The organism is Hyalangium gracile, from assembly GCF_020103725.1.
In the GTDB taxonomy this organism is placed as follows: domain Bacteria; phylum Myxococcota; class Myxococcia; order Myxococcales; family Myxococcaceae; genus Hyalangium; species Hyalangium gracile.
On sequence record NZ_JAHXBG010000014.1, the window covers coordinates 80495 to 96358 of the forward strand.

Below are 15864 nucleotides of genomic sequence, written 5' to 3' on the forward strand. Positions count from 1 at the left end.
CCCACTCCCCCTCACGGGGGAGCTTTTTGGCCCTCCAATTGATTTCGATTTGCAAAATCAAAAGCAGGTAGTCTAGGGTGCGCGCCATTCCGATGCGTCACCTCCGCCTGGTCTCCGTTCTGTTGTGCGCCGTCGCCGTCCTTGCCGCCTGCCCTGCTCGAGCCCAGGAGAAGGAAGAGGAGAAGGAGGCCGAGAAGAAGCGACCGGCGCTGGACGTGGAGATCGGCGGGTACGCGGATCTGCAGTTCACCTACTACAACCACGGGCTGAACCAGAACCGCGAGGGGGGCGCGCAGCGCGACTCGCGGATGACGTTCGACACCACCCGGCTGGTGCTGGAGCTGGAGGCGGAGCTGCCCGACTACGGGCTCGAGGCCGAGGTGGAGGTGGAGTTCGAGCACGGCGGCACGGGCTCCGCGCTGGAGCTGGAGTACGAGGAGTTCGGCGAGTTCGAGCAGGAGGTGGAGAAGGGCGGCGAGGTGCTGGTGGAGGAGCTCTACCTGAAGAAGGAGTTCGGGGAGCGCTTCTCGCTGTCCGTGGGGCGCTTCTACGTGGCGGTAGGCACGCTGAGCGCGTACTACCGGCCCACCGACTACCTGGCCACCATCCGCTCCGAGTCGGAGACGCTGATCATCCCCAACACGTGGGATGAGATGGGGCTGCAGGCGCAGGTGAAGCTGGACGGCGGGCTGAGCCTGACGGCGCAGGTGATCAACGGGCTGGACTCCACGGCCTTCAGCTCGCAGTTCTGGGTGGCGCGAGGGCACCAGCGCCGCTTCGAGCTGACCCGCGCGACGGACATGGCCGCGGTGCTGCGAGCGGACGTCACGCGCTTCGATGGGCTCGTGTTCGGCCTCTCCGCCTACTACGGGGACACGACGCGCAACCGCCCCAAGCCGGATCTGGTGAAGGCGTGCGAGGAGGTGAACGATCGCGAGGTGGCGCCCTGCGGCTACGTCTCCGCGCCGCTGCTGCTCACGGACGTGCACCTGTCGCTGGCGCGGGGGCCGTGGCGCGCCAAGGCGCTGGCCATGTGGGGCTACCTGCAGAACGCGGATGACATCTCCGCGCGCAACACGCGCCTGTCCAACTTCCTGAACGTGCTGCGCACGCCCGTGGCCGAGCACGCCTTGGCGCTGTGGGCCGAGCTGGGCTTCGACGTGGCCTCCCGGGTCGGGCTCGGCAGCGACCACCGGATCGAGCCCTACGTGCGCTTCGACTACGCGGACACGGTGTTCCACCCGCGCACGGAGCTCTTCGACAACCCGCGCTTCGCCCGCTCCATCTACACGGCGGGCGCGGCCTACACGCTGGCCGGGATTGCCTTCGGCAAGCTCGACTTCAGCCACCGCCGCCTCGGCGATTCCTCCCGCTTCCGTCCGGAGAACACGGTCCGTTTCTCCACCGGCTTCTCGTACTGACTCACTCCCCCAGGATGAACCTCATGACGCTCCCTCGCTTCTTCTTCCGTTCCCTTCTGCTCACCGGCGCGCTGGCCCTGGCGTCCTGTGGCGACGACGACGACAACGGCCCGACCCAGCCCACCTTCGACTCGGAGATCATCACCCACTTCGCCGACGACGTGGTGGTGCCCACCTACCAGAACCTCGCCACGCGGCTGACGGAGCTGGACAGCGCGGTGAACGCGCTCGCGACGCAGCCCACGGCCGCGAGGCTCACGGCGGCGCAGGACGCCTGGTTCGCCGCTCGTGTTCCGTGGGAGCAGAGCGAGGGCTTCCTGTTCGGCCCGGTGGACTCCTTCGGGTACGATCCGGCCCTGGACAGCTGGCCGGTGAACCGCTCGGATCTCGACGCGGTGCTTGCCAGCAGCGACGCCTTCACGCCCACGTACGTGGCCACGCTCCAGGAGACGCAGAAGGGGTTCCACACGGTGGAGTACCTCATCTTCGGCGACGGCCGCACGAAGAAGGCGGAGGACTTCACGCAGCGCGAGTTCGACTACCTCAAGGCCATCTCCGCGGAGCTGAAGAACATCGGCAGCGCGCTGGCCGACTCCTGGACGAAGGCGCAGAACGGCCGTCAGCCGTACCGCGACGTGCTGGCCAACGCCGGGCAGGCGGGCAACAGCGGCTACCCCTCCGTGGAGTCCGCGGCGCAGGAGATGGTGGGCGGCATCATCAACATCCTGGATGAGGTGGCGAACGGGAAGATCGCCGACCCCTACGACGCGAAGGATCCGCAGCTGGTGGAGAGCCAGTTCGCCTATAACTCCCTGTCCGACTTCACCAACAACATCCGGAGCGTGGAGAACGTGTACCTGGGGCACCTGCCGGGGCAGACGGCCAAGGGGCGCTCGCTGGCGGTTCTCGTGAAGGATGAGAACGCCGAGCTGGACGCGCGCATCCGCCAGGAGATCGCCGACTCGATCGCGGCGCTGGCCCGCATCCCGGAGCCCTTCCGCGCGTCGATCACGGATCCGGCCTCCGCGGATGAGATCGAGGCAGCGCAGGCCGCCATCCGCAAGCTCCAGGCGACCTTCGAGACCAACGTCAAGCCGCTCACCTCTCGCTGAGCGGGAGCGAAGGAGGCCATGCGATGCGACGGGTTCTCACGCTAGGCGCCACCACCCTGGCGCTCATGTCGGGCTGCGGTGAGGAGGAGGGGCCTCCGCGGGCGGGAGGCTCCACCACGATCGACGATCGCACCTCGCTGGCCTTCGCCCAGCCCGCGCCGAATCTCTCCGCGGAGGGGATCGCGTTCCACCGCGCGGGGGATGCGGCGTTCGCGGCGCAGTTCGTGCCCGCGCCCGCGCCCGTGAACCCCGGGCTCGGGCCGCTGTACAACAACAACTCCTGCAACGGCTGCCACCTGCGCAACGGGCGCGGCATGCCGGTGATGGGGCCTGGCCCGCAGCGCACGCAGCTCCTGGTGCGCGTCAGCCTGCCGGACGGCACGCCGAGCCACCCCAACGGAGCGGTGCCGGTGCCCGGCCTTGGCACGCAGATCGCGGACCAGGCCGTCTATGGCGCCACGCCGGAGGCCTCCGTGGTGCTGTCCTGGGAGGAGAGCGGCGGCACCTACGCTGACGGCACCGCCTACAGCCTGCGGGAGCCGCGCATCCAGATAACGCCGAGCGACGGCGCTCCCCTGTCCTCGGGGATGCTCACCTCGCTGCGCCTGCCGCCCCCCGTCTTTGGCCTGGGGCTGCTCGAGGCGGTGACGGACTCCACGCTGCGCGCGATGGAGGACCCGAGCGATCGCAACAAGGATGGCATCTCCGGTCGGCTGAACATCGTCTGGGACACCCAGGCGGGCGCCCTCGTCCCCGGGCGCTTCGGGTTGAAGGCCAATAGCCCCAGCCTGCTCCAGCAGTCGGCCGACGCCTACTTCAACGACATGGGGGTCACGAGCCCGCTCAACCCCGAGCCGGATGGCACGTACGATCTGCCGAGAGAGACGCTGGAGGCCGCCGTCTTCTACTCCCAGTCGCTGGCGGTGCCGGCGCGCGCGGCCCTCGAGGACGCGGAGGTCCAGCGCGGCGAGGAGCTCTTCAGGTCCCTGGGCTGCGAGCACTGCCACCGCGAGACGCTGGAGACCGGAATGCATGCCGTGGCGGAGCTGGCCCACCAGACGATCCACCCGTACACGGACCTGCTGTTGCACGACATGGGCGAAGGGCTCGCGGATGGGCGGCCGGATGGAGCGGCGGATGGCCAGGAGTGGAGGACTGCGCCGCTGTGGGGACTCGGGCTGACGCAGACGGTGCTGCCGTATGCGGGCTATCTCCACGATGGCCGAGCCCGGACGCTGGAGGAGGCCATCCTCTGGCATGGGGGCGAGGCGGAGCGCTCGCGGGAGCGTTTCCGGAAGCTCTCGAGCCCAGAGCGTGCCGCACTGGTGAAGTTCCTGGGCTCGCTCTGAGCGGCCGTGTCACGGAGAGAACCGGAGGCGCCGCGGACGAACCTGTAGGACAAGTCTACCGGTTCGCCCCAAGCACGCCTGGGGTGCACCTTGCGTAGCCTGGGTACGCTGGAGGCCGTGGTCAGAGGGAGAGCGGGACGCCGGGGCGGGCGGACCCGTCAGTGACGGGGGGACCCGCCCCGCAGCGAGGGACCCGCGACCTGTGTCCCCGAGCTGTGTGTCTGAGAGAGCGCTGAGCTGCCCGAGCCCCGCTCAGCTGTCGCCAAGAGGGAGCGGCAGTTGGCGCATCATCCCCGCGGCCTGGGAGAGCCGGCGGCGGACCTGGGACACCACGCCCACCAGGACCTCGAGCCGCTCGAGTACGAGCTGATCATCGCCCAGTGAGATGAGGGCGATGGGCGAAGGCCGCTCCATGCGCATCGCATCGAGCACGTCGGCGAAGTGACACTCCACGTCTCCCAGGGCATCCAGCCCCTCGCGGAGATCATCTCCCAGGAGGTCCACGAGCACCGCCGCATCCGTACGCGCGGGCAGCACGCGAGCCAGGTTCTCCATCGCCTCGCGCAGAGGATCCTCACTGGCGGAGCGCGAAGTCGCGGGGACGGCAAAGGCTGCAACGGACGTCGACATGGGCTGAACGCTACAGGCACGTAGCGAACGGTCAATTTTTCGCTCGCTACGTGCCTGGCCTCGCCTCCGCCCTCAGATCGAAGGGGGGACGCCCGTACCACCCGGCGAAGGAGAAGGCACCGCCGGAGCCGCTCCCGGAGTCACCGGAGTCGAGGTGGTGGCGCCAGGCGTGGCGTTGAGCGGAGCGGGAGTCCCGATCAGCGCAGGCGGGGGCGCGATGTTGAGCGGCGCGGGCGTGCCGAGCAGCGGCGGCGCGGGCGCGGCGGTGAGCGGCGCGGGCGAGCCCAGCAGCGGCGGCGTCGGCACCGTGCGATCCGTCCCAAGCGGAGGCGCGGTGGCGATGATGCCCGGGCTCACCTGCCCGGTCCCCGCGAAGTTGCTGAAGTTCGGCGGAGAGATCGGCACGGTGAAGCTCCCCGGAGGCAGGGACGCGGTCGGCTTTCCGAGCGACACGCCCGACTCCGCGCCACCACCGGGAGGCGGTGCGCCCGGGGGCAGCGGTGCATCGAGCGCGAGCGCGGAGCCGGGAGCCGGAGTCCCCGGGATGAAGCCCGAGATGTTCGCAGGGGGCGTCGGCGCACCCGTCGTGGGGAACGTGCCGCTGATCGTATCCGGCGTCACGGCTCCTGGCCCCACACTGCCTCCCGTCGTCACCGGCCCCGCGCCAGGCGTGCCCGGCACCCCCGGCACACCGGGAGCCGCCGTACCGCCCTGCGTGCCCTCGTTACCGACGCTCACGCCCGGAATGGCGAGCGGATCAAGAGAAGCAGGTCCGCCCAGCGTCCCAGGGCTCACCGGCGTCACCGGCCCGCCGGGAGTTCCCGTCACGGGCGCCGCCGTGAAGTCGAAGCCGCTACCACCCACGCCCTGGCTCGGCGGCGGGCCCTGCGGAGTCTGCACGAAGGTGCCACCTTGCCCGAAGCCTCCGGTCGTCGGCATGACGCCGCCCGACTCCAGGCCGAGCACGTTCGGCACCACGGCCACGGCCCTCACGGGCTGCCCCGCGAAGTCGATCTCCACATCGTCGAAGGCGAACTGGATGAAGCCGCGCGGCTCGGCGCTCAGCGGCAGGTTCCACACGAGCACCTCGAGCTCCGTGTCACCCGCTCGCGCCAGCGCGAGGGGCTGGTGCGACTCGTCATCCGCGTGCGCGCCGTGGGACAGCGCAGCCACCTGGATCACCGCGCTGTCGGTGAGCAGCTGCCCGTTGCGCCAGACGCTGCCCACCCCCCACACGGCGACGGCCGCGTGCACCTGCGTCGTAGCGGGCCAGCCCAGGCCGCTGCCTCCATGGAGGCCCCGATCCAGGATCACGCCGCCTTCGACGAAGTGGCCCGGCCGGGGAACGGCCGAGCGAGCCGCCGAGCCCCCTGCCCCCTGCGCGGGCGGGAAGCCGGGCTGGGTGAGCTCCACCCGGTATTCCACCTGTCCCAGTCGGAACTGCGCCTCCAGGCGCGCCTTGTCCCCGTACGTGGCCCCCATCGCGGAGACCCGATCCTGGCCCGTCAGGGTCGCTGACCCGAAGCCTCGCTCATACAGGTTGGGGTACGGGGTAACCCCCTGGGCGAAGAAGCCCGCCGGGGAAGTCGTCCGAGCGCTCGCCTCGCGGCCCTCGAACGAGAAGTCTCCCGCCGGCGCTGCGGCCAGGAGACCTGACACCATGATGCCTAGTAGTGAACCCGCCATCGCTGCCTCCCTTCCACACAAGGTAGGCAGCGGTGCGGGGGAATGCAGGCCCCGCTAGATGAGGCCGCGTGCTCGGCGGATCTGCTCCACCGTCTTGTTGTACTCGATGTCGAAGGCGCTGGTGCCCTCCTGCAGGTGCTTCAGGCGGGAGCGGGCCTCCTTGTCGATCTCGTCGTCCACGTCCAGGTGCTTCTTCATCACGCTGTGGATCTTCGAGCGCAGGACATTGTCGGCGGCGAACACTTCCTCGACGTTCCGGCTGATCAGCAGGAACTCGATCATCTGGTTGATGACGTACTCGATGCCCTCGTCCCCCATCTTGAAGCCGCGGACATCCGCCATCTCGCGCTTCACCTGGTTGAACTTGGAGTAGTCATAGCCGCGACGCTCGAGGGCCTCGCGCGTGGCCTGGTTCACGCGCTCCTCGTTGGCCAGGTACTCGCGCATGATGGCCGAGAGGTCCATTTCCGCGTCCGCCACCCGCATCGGCTCCACCTCGATATCCCCGTCCTGCATCAACAGCTGGATGCACTCACGCGAGATGATCGGGATCACCTTCGGATAGAGCCTCATGTGTCGCTCCCTCACCCTTTTTTGCGTAGTACTGAACGCGATCGCTATAAAACAGCGTCGCGCCCAGCCGCAATGAAAAACCCTTGGAACCTCATGGTTCCGGCGTACTTTTTCCCTCGAAATTCCCGAGCAGAAAATTAATCACGCCGAACCGGCTGGCGACCCTCCTTCGGAGGATTTTTCGTCCACGTCCGCGCCAGCGTCAGCCAGAGACGCCTCCCGGATGGGGTCTGGTTCCTCCTCTTCGGGGTGCCCGTGCAGGGCGGAATGGACCCGCTCGGCAACCGAGGGACCGACCACCTCGGCCAAGTCCTCGATGGAGGCCTCCTGGACTCGCTTGAGTGATCCGAAATGACGCAGGAGCATCTTGCGGCGGGCCTCTCCCACCCCCGGAATGTCCTCCAGGGCGGAGCGGATACGACTCTTGCGCAGATCCTTGGCCTGGTAGGTGATGGCGAAGCGGTGGGCCTCGTCCCGCATGCGGGTGAGCATGAACATCTCGGCGGAGTTCTGGGTGAGGATGATCGGATCCTTGCGCCCCAGGACGAAGACGCGCTCGGGGCTGCGGGCGCTCTCCTCGTCGCGGTCGAACACCTCCTGGTCGCGACTCTTGGCCAGACCTATGACGTCCACCTTCTCGATGCCCAGGTCCTTCATGGCGGCGTGGGCGCTGGCGAGCTGCCCCTTGCCGCCGTCGATGACGAGCAGGTCCGGCAGATCCTTCTCCTCCAGGCCGCGCTTGAGGCGGCGGGAGAGCACCTCGTACATGCTGGCGAAGTCGTCCTGCTTCTCCAGCGTCTTGATCTTGAAGCGGCGGTAGCGGGACTTGTCCGTCTCGCCATCGGTGACGGCCACCTGCGAGGCGACGATGCTCGAGCCCTGGAAGTGCGAGATGTCGAAGCACTCCATGCGGCGCGGGTAGTTGCGCAGGTTCAGCTTCTGCTGGAGCCGGGAGAGCACGGCGTCCGTCTCGTCCTTGGTGCGCTTGCGCTCGATGAAGGCCTGCTCGGCGTTCTTGGCGGCCATGAGCACCAGATCGTGCTTCTCGCCACGCTTGGGCACCATCACGCGGACCTTCTCGCCCTTGCGCTCGGACAGCAGTAACTCCAGGCCCTCCAGGCTCTCCGGCTCCAGGGGCAGGAGGACTTCCTCGGGCACGAAGCTGCCCTGGTCGTAGTAGAGGTTGACGAAGGAAGGCAGCAGTTCCTCGTCGGGGAACTCCTGGCTACCGAAGGGGAAGGCCTGGCCGCCGTTGAGCCGGCCCTGCCGCACCCAGAGGACGTAGAAGAGGATGCGATCGCCCTCGCGGTGGAAGGCGAAGACGTCCTGGTCCTTGAAGTCGGTGGTGGCCACCTTCTGGCGCTCCAGGCTGCGCTCGATGGCCAGGAGCTGATCGCGCAGGCGCGCTGCCTCCTCGAACTTCAGCTCCGAGGCGGCGCGCTTCATGCGGCCCTTGATGCCATCCACCAGCTCGCTCCCCTTGCCCTCCAGGAACAGCACCACCTCGTCCACGCTGCGGCGGTACTCCTCGGGCGGCACCGGGTAGACGCACGGCGCCGGGCAGCGGCCGATCTGGTGTAGCAGGCAGGGCCGCTTGCGGTTGGCCATCACGTGGTCGGTGCACGTGCGCAGGTGGAAGTAGCGGTTGATGAGGCGCAGCGTCTCGCGGATGGCGCCGGCGCTCGAGTAGGGCCCGAAGTAGCGCGCCCCGTCCCGCTCGTACTTTCGTACGACATCCAGCCGCGGATAGGTCTGCGTCCTATCCAGCCGCAGGGAGATGAACTGCTTGTCGTCCTTGAGCAGGACGTTGAAGCGCGGCTTGTGCTTCTTGATGAGCTCGTTCTCGAGGAGGAGCGCTTCCTTCTCGTTGTGGACGAGCACCGTCTCGATGTCCCCCAGAATGGAGTCGAGCATCGAGACGAAGACGCGCGTGTCCCCGGTCCGGGTGAAGTACGAGCGCACCCGGTTGCGCAGACTGATGGCCTTGCCCACGTAGATGACCTGACCGCGGCGGTCCTTCATCAGGTACACGCCGGGCTCGGTGGGCAGAGCGTCCAGCTTCTCCTGGAGCCGGGCGTCCATGGTGGGCTAGCGCCTCCTCCGTCCCTTGGCCGCGTGGCCCTTGCGGCCCTTCATCGGCACATCCTTCTCGGCGGGCTTCACCGGGGCGGCCAGGAGCGCGCGGCTGGGCGGCTTGAGGCCCAGGTCCATGTCCTTGAGCAGGAGGATGCGGTCGCGGAACTGAGCCGCCTTCTCGAACTCCATCTCGTCGGCGGCGCGCTGCATGTCCTTGGTGAACTCCTCGATGAGGCGCTTGATCTCCTTGGGGATGAGCAGATCGTTCGCGGCATCGGCGGCCATGGGCAGGGCCATGGGGTCGGCGTCGTAGAACTGCGCGGACAGGTCCAGGATGGCGCTCTTCACCGAGCGCGGAGTAATTCCGTGCTTCTCGTTGTAGGCGCGCTGCACCTCGCGGCGGCGGTTCGTCTCCTCGATGGCCAGCTTCATCGAGTCGGTCATCTGGTCCGAGTACATGATGACGCGGCCGTTCAGGTTGCGCGCCGCGCGGCCAATGGTCTGGATGAGCGAGACGTGGCTGCGCAGGAAGCCCTCCTTGTCCGCGTCGAGGATGGCCACCAGGGACACCTCGGGGATGTCCAGGCCCTCGCGCAGCAGGTTGATGCCCACCAGCACGTCGAAGACGCCCTTGCGCAGGTCCCGGATGATGGCGGTGCGCTCGATGGCGTCGATGTCCGAGTGCAGGTAGCGCACCTTGACGCCCACGTCCGTGAAGTACTCGGTGAGGTCCTCCGCCATGCGCTTGGTGAGCGTCGTGACGAGGACGCGCTCCTGCCGGTTGACGCGGAGGCGGACCTCCTCCAGCAGATCGTCCACCTGGTTGGCGGCGGGACGGACCTCCACGGGCGGATCCATGAGGCCGGTCGGGCGGATGATCTGCTCCACGACCACGCCCTTGCTCTTCTGCAATTCGTACTCGGCCGGAGTGGCGGAGACGAAGACGGCCTGCTGCACCATGCCCTCGAACTCGGAGAACTTGAGCGGCCGGTTGTCCAGGGCGCTGGGCAGGCGGAAGCCGAACTCCACCAGCGTCTCCTTGCGCGAGCGGTCGCCGCGGTACATGGCGCCGATCTGCGGGATGGTCTGGTGGCTCTCATCGATGAGGATGAGCATGTTGCGCGGGAAGTAGTCGATGAGGCACGGCGGCGGCTCGCCGGGGGCACGGCCCGAGAAGTGGCGCGAGTAGTTCTCGATGCCGTTGCAGAAACCCACCTGCTCGATCATCTCGAGATCGAACATCGTGCGCTGCTCCAGGCGCTGGGCCTCCAGCAGCTTGCCCTCCTTCTTGAAGAGGCTGAGGCGCTCGGCCAGCTCGTCGCGGATGGTCTGGAGCGCGCGCTTGCGGGTGTCCACCTCCGTTACGTAGTGGCTGGCGGGGAAGATGACGATCTTCTCCAGCGCGCCCAGGGTGAGGCCACGCAGCGGGTCGAACTCGGTGATCTTCTCCACCTCGTCGCCGAAGAAGCTGATGCGGACGGCGCGCTCCTCCTCGTAGGCGGGGAACACTTCCACGGTGTCTCCGCGAGCGCGGAAGGTGCCGCGATGGAAGTCGAAGTCGTTGCGCTCGTACTGGGCCTCCACCAGCCGGCGCATGAGCGCGTCACGGCCCAGCTCGGCGCCCATGTTCACGGTGATGGCCATGTCCACGTAGGAGCGCGCGGTGCCCAGGCCGTAGATGCAGGACACGCTGGCGACGATGATCACGTCATCGCGGATGCGCAGGCTGTGGGTGGCCGAGTGGCGCATGCGCTCGATCTCGTCGTTGATGGACGAGTCCTTCTCGATGAAGGTGTCCGACGAGGGGACGTAGGCCTCGGGCTGGTAGTAGTCGTAGTAGGAGACGAAGTACTCGACGGCGTTCTCCGGGAAGACTTCCTTGAACTCGCCGTAGAGCTGGGCCGCCAGGGTCTTGTTGTGGGCGATGATGAGCGTGGGCCGCTTCACGTTGGCGATGACGTTCGCCATGGTGAACGTCTTGCCCGACCCGGTGACGCCGAGCAGGGTCTGGTACTGGTCCCCGCGCAGCACCCCCTCGGTCAGCTCGCCGATGGCCCTCGGCTGGTCGCCCTGCGGCGCGTATTCGCTGTGGATCTTGAAGTCCGCCATGAGGCGGACATTTAACACCCTGCAACGAAGCAGGCTGGCACTTCCTGCATGCCTGCTCGACAGCGGACGGAGGCGGGGCTACTTCGCCCCCTTTGCCTCCAGGGCCTTGGTTGCCTTGAGGGACTCCAGCCGCGCGGCCTCGAACTCGTCCCCCTTGTTCCAGCGGGGCATCTCCGGCGCGCGAGCCACGTGAGCGCCCAGCAGGAAGCTCAGCCGCACGTCCTCCACGGCCCCGCTGAGATCCCAATCCGGGCGCAGCTCGTCGGAGGGCTGGTGGTAGTGCTTCGCCTCCCACAATTCGCGCTGCTGCTTGCCCCACCCCTCCGGCCGGCCAATGAAGTCCATGCCGCTGCCGAAGTAGGCCGCGGGGATGCCAAGCTTGGCGAAGTTGAACTGATCCGAGCGGTAGAAGAAGCCGCGATCGGAGAGCTGGTCCGCCTTCACGCTACGGCTCTGCGTCTTCGCCAGGCCGACGATGGTGGCATCCAAGGTGGACTTGCCCAGGCCGATGACGGTGACGTCCCGCGTGCGCCCGAGGATGTTGATGCCGTCGATGTTGATGTTGGCGGCGATGTGGCCCGCGGGCACGGGCAGGTGGCTGGAGAGGTACAGCGAGCCCAGCAGCCCCTGCTCCTCCGCGGCCACGGCGGCGAAGAGGATGGAGCGGCGCGGGGGCTTGGGCAGCGCGTGGAAGGCGCGCGCCGCGGAGAGCAGGGCCGCCACGCCCGCCGCGTTGTCGACCGCGCCGTTGTAGATGGCGTCCTCGCCGGGCTTCGGGTTCTCCTTCATGCCCAGGTGGTCGTGGTGCGCGGTGTAGAGCACCACCTCGTGAGCCAGCTTCGGATCGCTGCCGGGCAGCAGCCCCAGCACGTTGGCCGTGGGGCGGCGACGAACCTGGTTCGCGAAGCGCGTGGACACCTTCACCCCGAGCGGCACGGGCTTGAAGTCGCGCTTCTGCGCGGCGGCGATGAGCGTGTCGAGCTCCTGCCCTCCGAGGCGGACGATGCGCCGCGTGGCCTCCTCGGTGGTCCAGCCCTTGACCTGGACACGAGAGCCGGACGTGGCGGGCAGCTCGAACTGCTCGCCCGTCCACGAGGTCTGCACCACCTGCCAGGGGTAGCCGGCGCTCGGCGTGGTGTGGAGGATGATGGCTCCGGCGGCGCCCACCTTCGCCGCCTCCTCGTACTTGTAGTCCCAGCGGCCGTACCAGAGCCGCGTCCGGCCCGCGAAGAGGTTCGGATCGTCCGACGGATCGTTGTTGAGGATGAGGAGCGTCTTGCCCCGCAGGTCCATCCCCTTGAAGTCGTCCCAGGAGTGCTCGGGCGCGACGATGCCGTAGCCCACGAAGACCAGCTCCGAGTTGTCCAGCCGCGCCTCCGGCTCCTGCACTCCAGACACGGCGATGAAGTCGTCGTGGAACTGGAGCTCCACACGCCCGGACGCCGTGGCGAACGTCATCGTGTCGGGGTGGCCGTTGATGCCCACGAGCTCGAAGGGCTGAAACCACGTGCCGTCCGTGCCCGCTGGCTTCAGCCCGAGCCCCTCGAGCTCAGCGGCGATGTACGCCTGCGCCAGCGCGTCCCCGCGAGTGCCAGGACCGCGGCCCTCGAGGAGATCGTGCGCCAGGAAGCGCACGTGGCCTCGCAGCTGGTGGGCGTCGATGGTCTGTGCCGCGGCCTTCTCCGCGGGGGTGCTGAGAGGCACCGCCTGCGCGAAGACCGGGAGGGGCATGAGGAACAGCAGGGCCAGCAGGCGCTTCATGAGGCAGAGCCCTAACACGAAGCTCCGCTCCTCGGCAGGGCGAATCGAGACGCTGGTGGTCGGGCACGAAGGAGGGGCCCTGCCTGGGCGAATGCCAGGCGGGCGACCCGTCGCTCAGGCGGACTCCGTCGGGGGCGCCGCCACCTTCCAGGTGGTGCCTCCAGGCGTGTCCATGATCTCCACGCCCTTGGCCTTCAGCTCCGCGCGCACCCGGTCCGCCTCGGCGAAGTTCTTCGCCTTGCGCGCCTCGTTGCGCTGGACGATGAGCTGCTCCACCTGCGCCACGTCGATGCCGCGCTCACGCACCGCCCGGTCGCGCCGACGCAGCAGCCACTGCGCCGGCTCGTCCTCGAACAGTCCGAGCACGCCCGACACCTTGCCCACCACCTCCCGCAGCGCCTGCAGCGTCCGCCCCACCAGCGCCTTGTCCTTCACCGGCGGCTTGTCCACCAGCTCGTTCATCAGCGCGAACAGGCCCGACAGCCCTCCCAGCGCTCCGGCGAAGTTGAAGTCGTCGTCCATCGCCGTCTCGAACTCGCGCAGGAAGCGCTCGGGCTCGCCGTGCACGGGGCCCTTGCCGAAGTCCTTGCCCGCCACGCGCTCGTCCACCTTGCGCAGCGTCTCGTAGAAGTACTCCATGCGCTGCTCGGAGTCCGCGATCGCCTTGTCCGAGAAGTTCAGCGGGTGCCGGTAGTGCGTGGACAGGAAGAAGAAGCGCAGCGCCTCCGCGTCCACCTTCGCCAGCGCGTCGCGCAGCCGCACCACGTTGCCCAGCGACTTGGACATCTTCGCGCCTTCCATGTCCAGGAAGCCGCAGTGCATCCAGTACTTCGACAGCGTCTTGCCGCTCGCCGCCTCGCTCTGGGCGATCTCGTTCTCGTGGTGGGGGAAGATCAAATCGAGCGCGCCGCCGTGGATGTCGAACGACTCACCCAGGAAGCGCGCGCTCATCGCCGAGCACTCGATGTGCCAGCCCGGACGCCCCTTGCCCCACGGGCTGTCCCACGACGGCTCTCCGGGCTTGGCCGCCTTCCACAGCGCGAAGTCCAGCGGCTCGCGCTTCTGCTCGCCCGGCTGCACCCGCTCGCCCGCGCGCAAGTCATCCAGGTTGCGCTTGGACAGCTTCGCGTACTCCGGGTAGCGGCTCACCTGGAAGTACACGTCGCCCTGGGACTCGTACGCCACGCCCCGGGCCACCAGCTTCTCGATGATGCCGATGATCTCCGGGATCGTCTCGCTCACTTTCGGCGAGACGTCCGGCTCCTTCATGTGCAGCGCCCGAGCGTCCTCCCGGAACGCCTCCACGAAGCGCGCCGCCAGCGCCACCGGCTCCTCGCCCGTCTCGTGCGCGGCCTTGATGATCTTGTCGTCCACGTCCGTGTAGTTGCGCACGTACGTGACGCGGTACCCCCGGTACCTCAGGTACCGGACCACCACGTCGAAGGAGGTAAAGGTACGAGCATTCCCGACATGAATGTAGCTATAGACGGTCGGCCCACAGACGTAGATGCGGATGGCCCCCGGCTCGAGTGGAACCAGCGGTTCCTTCTGCATCGTCAGCGTGTTGAAGAGCGTGATCGACGGCTGAGCCACGGTAGGGGTTCCTCCCATCAGTGAACGGACGGTAGCCACTCTAGGCACCTGAAGGTGGCACAGTCAGCCACCAATCTGGGAGAATGGGCTCAGGAATGGCCCCCTCCAACCCCAAACGCCCGCCGCGCCCCCCACGCCCCCCTGGCGCGTCGGCGTCCAAGAAGGAGGACGTGGAGCTACCCTTCGACGACGACGAGGTGGCGCCGCTGCAGGAGGACGATCCGCGTCCGCAGCGCGTTCCCCAGTACCCCGCCGGCCCGCGCCGCTCGACGCGCGGTACCCGAGGCCCGCGCGAGAGCACGAAGGACCGCGAGCTGACCACGCGGTTCGACACGAACGAGTACTCGGACCCGGGCTACACGCCCGTCTTCCTCTATGTGGAGAAGGGGCCGGGCGCCGGGCAGCTGATGCCCGTGAAGCAGGGTCCGCTGGTCATCGGCCGGGCGTCCGCGTGTGACTTGCGGCTGCAGCACCCGTCCATCAGCCGCCGCCATGCCCAGATCATGCGCCAGGGCGAGCGCTTCGTCCTACGAGACCTGGGCAGCCAGAACGGCACCTTCGTCAACCGGGTGAAGATCACCTCGGATCACGACATCAAGGTCGGGGACGAGCTGTCGCTGGGCAACGCGGTGATGCGGCTGCGAGGCTCGGGAGGCCCCCTCGACAAGCTCCCCGAGGTGACCGACCCGGGCGGCGTGCCCCTGCGCAAGGGCACGAGCATGGCGCGCGTGGCCATCATCGCGGGGACCGTGGGCTCGGCGGTGGCGGCCCTGCTGACGCTGGCCTTCCTGAAGTTCTCGGGTGCGGACCAGCCGGCCCCCACCTCCCCTGCTCCCTCGACCCGGAGTGCCACTCCCGCCACGGACGAGCCCGCCCAGAAGGCCGACGACGCCTACGAGCCGCCTCCTCCCGCTGACGCGGAGGAGAGCCAGGCCGCGGACTCGGACTCGGAGCCAACGGAAGAGTCCGAGCGCGCCGTGAAGCCGATCCAGCCCTCCACGGAGACGTCGGCTCCTGGGGACGCCAAGGCCTCTGGCCCTCGGGCCGGTGCCGTCAGCGCGAAGTCCTTCGCCTCTCGCAAGGAATCCAGCTCGAAGGCGGGCGGCAGCAAGGGCTCGGCTCGCCAGGAGGCCCTCGCGGGCAACGTGGACCGCGCCGACATCCTCGCCGTCTATGAGAAGGGGGATGTGGACGGCGCGTTGAAGCTGGCGCGAGCGGCCCAGGCCGAGCCGCTCGCGGCGAAGATCTCCCAGTTCCAGGCGGCCAAGGCCGCGGGGGAGCAGGCCATCAAGGCTCAGGACACCGCCATCGCCATCCGGCAGCTCACCATGGCGCTCCTGGTGGACCAGGACCTGTCCCAGGGCTGGAGCGTGCAGGGGCGCCATCTCCGCAAGCAGCTCGGCAGGCTCTACGCCCAGTCCGGTCAGCAGCAGCTGAAGACGGGGAACAAGGGCGCGGCCCGCATCGCCTTCGAAGCGGCGCTCAAGCACGACCCGGCCAATACCGCGGCCAAGGCGGAGCTCCAGAAGCTCGATGGCAAGAAGTAGCGCTCGG

General features: G+C 68.3%; 11 protein-coding genes. 4 read left to right on the top strand and 7 right to left on the bottom strand.

What is annotated here, in order from left to right:
- Positions 1-92 precede the first annotated feature (92 nt).
- The 3 genes from KY572_RS27010 to KY572_RS27020 are packed head-to-tail and all read left to right on the top strand — an operon-like array spanning position 93 to position 3882.
- Positions 93-1421, top strand: coding sequence for a hypothetical protein (locus KY572_RS27010; RefSeq protein ID WP_224245858.1), 1329 nt, complete (start codon positions 93-95; stop codon positions 1419-1421).
- 23 nt (positions 1422-1444) lie between these two features.
- Positions 1445-2533 carry an imelysin family protein gene (locus KY572_RS27015; protein WP_224245859.1) on the top strand — a complete coding sequence of 363 codons (1089 nt, stop codon included), beginning with the start codon at positions 1445-1447 and terminating at the stop codon, positions 2531-2533.
- A 23-nt stretch (positions 2534-2556) separates the two neighbouring features.
- Positions 2557-3882, top strand: coding sequence for a di-heme oxidoreductase family protein (locus KY572_RS27020; RefSeq protein ID WP_224245860.1), 1326 nt, complete (start codon positions 2557-2559; stop codon positions 3880-3882).
- Between the two features lie 252 nt (positions 3883-4134).
- On the opposite strand, the gene KY572_RS27025 is transcribed toward KY572_RS27020, so the two are convergent.
- The 7 genes from KY572_RS27025 to cysS form a co-directional block, all read right to left on the bottom strand.
- Positions 4135-4512, bottom strand: a complete 378-nt coding sequence (locus tag KY572_RS27025) for a hypothetical protein (protein ID WP_224245861.1) — start codon at positions 4510-4512, stop codon at positions 4135-4137.
- A 72-nt stretch (positions 4513-4584) separates the two neighbouring features.
- The gene (locus KY572_RS27030; protein ID WP_224245862.1) at positions 4585-6174 is read right to left on the bottom strand and encodes an elastin; all 1590 of its coding nucleotides are present in this window, start codon (positions 6172-6174) and stop codon (positions 4585-4587) included.
- Between the two features lie 78 nt (positions 6175-6252).
- Positions 6253-6771: a DUF507 family protein gene (locus KY572_RS27035; RefSeq protein WP_224245863.1), complete on the bottom strand. Its 519-nt coding sequence runs from the start codon at positions 6769-6771 to the stop codon at positions 6253-6255.
- A 141-nt stretch (positions 6772-6912) separates the two neighbouring features.
- Entirely contained in the window at positions 6913-8853 is a 1941-nt protein-coding gene (gene uvrC / locus KY572_RS27040) for an excinuclease ABC subunit UvrC (protein WP_224245864.1), read from the bottom strand.
- Positions 8854-8859: 6 nt separating this feature from the next.
- Positions 8860-10956 (bottom strand): excinuclease ABC subunit UvrB, encoded by a 2097-nt coding sequence (gene uvrB / locus KY572_RS27045; RefSeq protein ID WP_224245865.1) that lies wholly within the window; start codon positions 10954-10956, stop codon positions 8860-8862.
- A gap of 78 nt (positions 10957-11034) precedes the next feature.
- A complete protein-coding gene (locus KY572_RS27050; RefSeq protein WP_224245866.1) occupies positions 11035-12717 on the bottom strand; it encodes a M28 family peptidase in 1683 nt (560 codons plus the stop codon).
- 114 nt (positions 12718-12831) lie between these two features.
- Entirely contained in the window at positions 12832-14310 is a 1479-nt protein-coding gene (gene cysS, locus KY572_RS27055; protein WP_224245867.1) for a cysteine--tRNA ligase, read from the bottom strand.
- A 170-nt stretch (positions 14311-14480) separates the two neighbouring features.
- Between cysS and KY572_RS27060 the strand changes: the two genes are divergently transcribed.
- Positions 14481-15857, top strand: a complete 1377-nt coding sequence (locus KY572_RS27060; protein ID WP_224245868.1) for an FHA domain-containing protein — start codon at positions 14481-14483, stop codon at positions 15855-15857.
- Positions 15858-15864: the final 7 nt, after the last annotated feature.

Coding starts and splice junctions, on each gene's coding strand:
- KY572_RS27010 (WP_224245858.1), top strand. CDS start 93: ATGCGTCACCTCCGCCTGGTCTCCGTTCTGTTGTGCGCCGTCGCCGTC.
- KY572_RS27015 (WP_224245859.1), top strand. CDS start 1,445: ATGACGCTCCCTCGCTTCTTCTTCCGTTCCCTTCTGCTCACCGGCGCG.
- KY572_RS27020 (WP_224245860.1), top strand. CDS start 2,557: ATGCGACGGGTTCTCACGCTAGGCGCCACCACCCTGGCGCTCATGTCG.
- KY572_RS27025 (WP_224245861.1), bottom strand. CDS start 4,512: ATGTCGACGTCCGTTGCAGCCTTTGCCGTCCCCGCGACTTCGCGCTCC.
- KY572_RS27030 (WP_224245862.1), bottom strand. CDS start 6,174: ATGGTGTCAGGTCTCCTGGCCGCAGCGCCGGCGGGAGACTTCTCGTTC.
- KY572_RS27035 (WP_224245863.1), bottom strand. CDS start 6,771: ATGAGGCTCTATCCGAAGGTGATCCCGATCATCTCGCGTGAGTGCATC.
- uvrC (WP_224245864.1), bottom strand. CDS start 8,853: ATGGACGCCCGGCTCCAGGAGAAGCTGGACGCTCTGCCCACCGAGCCC.
- uvrB (WP_224245865.1), bottom strand. CDS start 10,956: ATGGCGGACTTCAAGATCCACAGCGAATACGCGCCGCAGGGCGACCAG.
- KY572_RS27050 (WP_224245866.1), bottom strand. CDS start 12,717: ATGAAGCGCCTGCTGGCCCTGCTGTTCCTCATGCCCCTCCCGGTCTTC.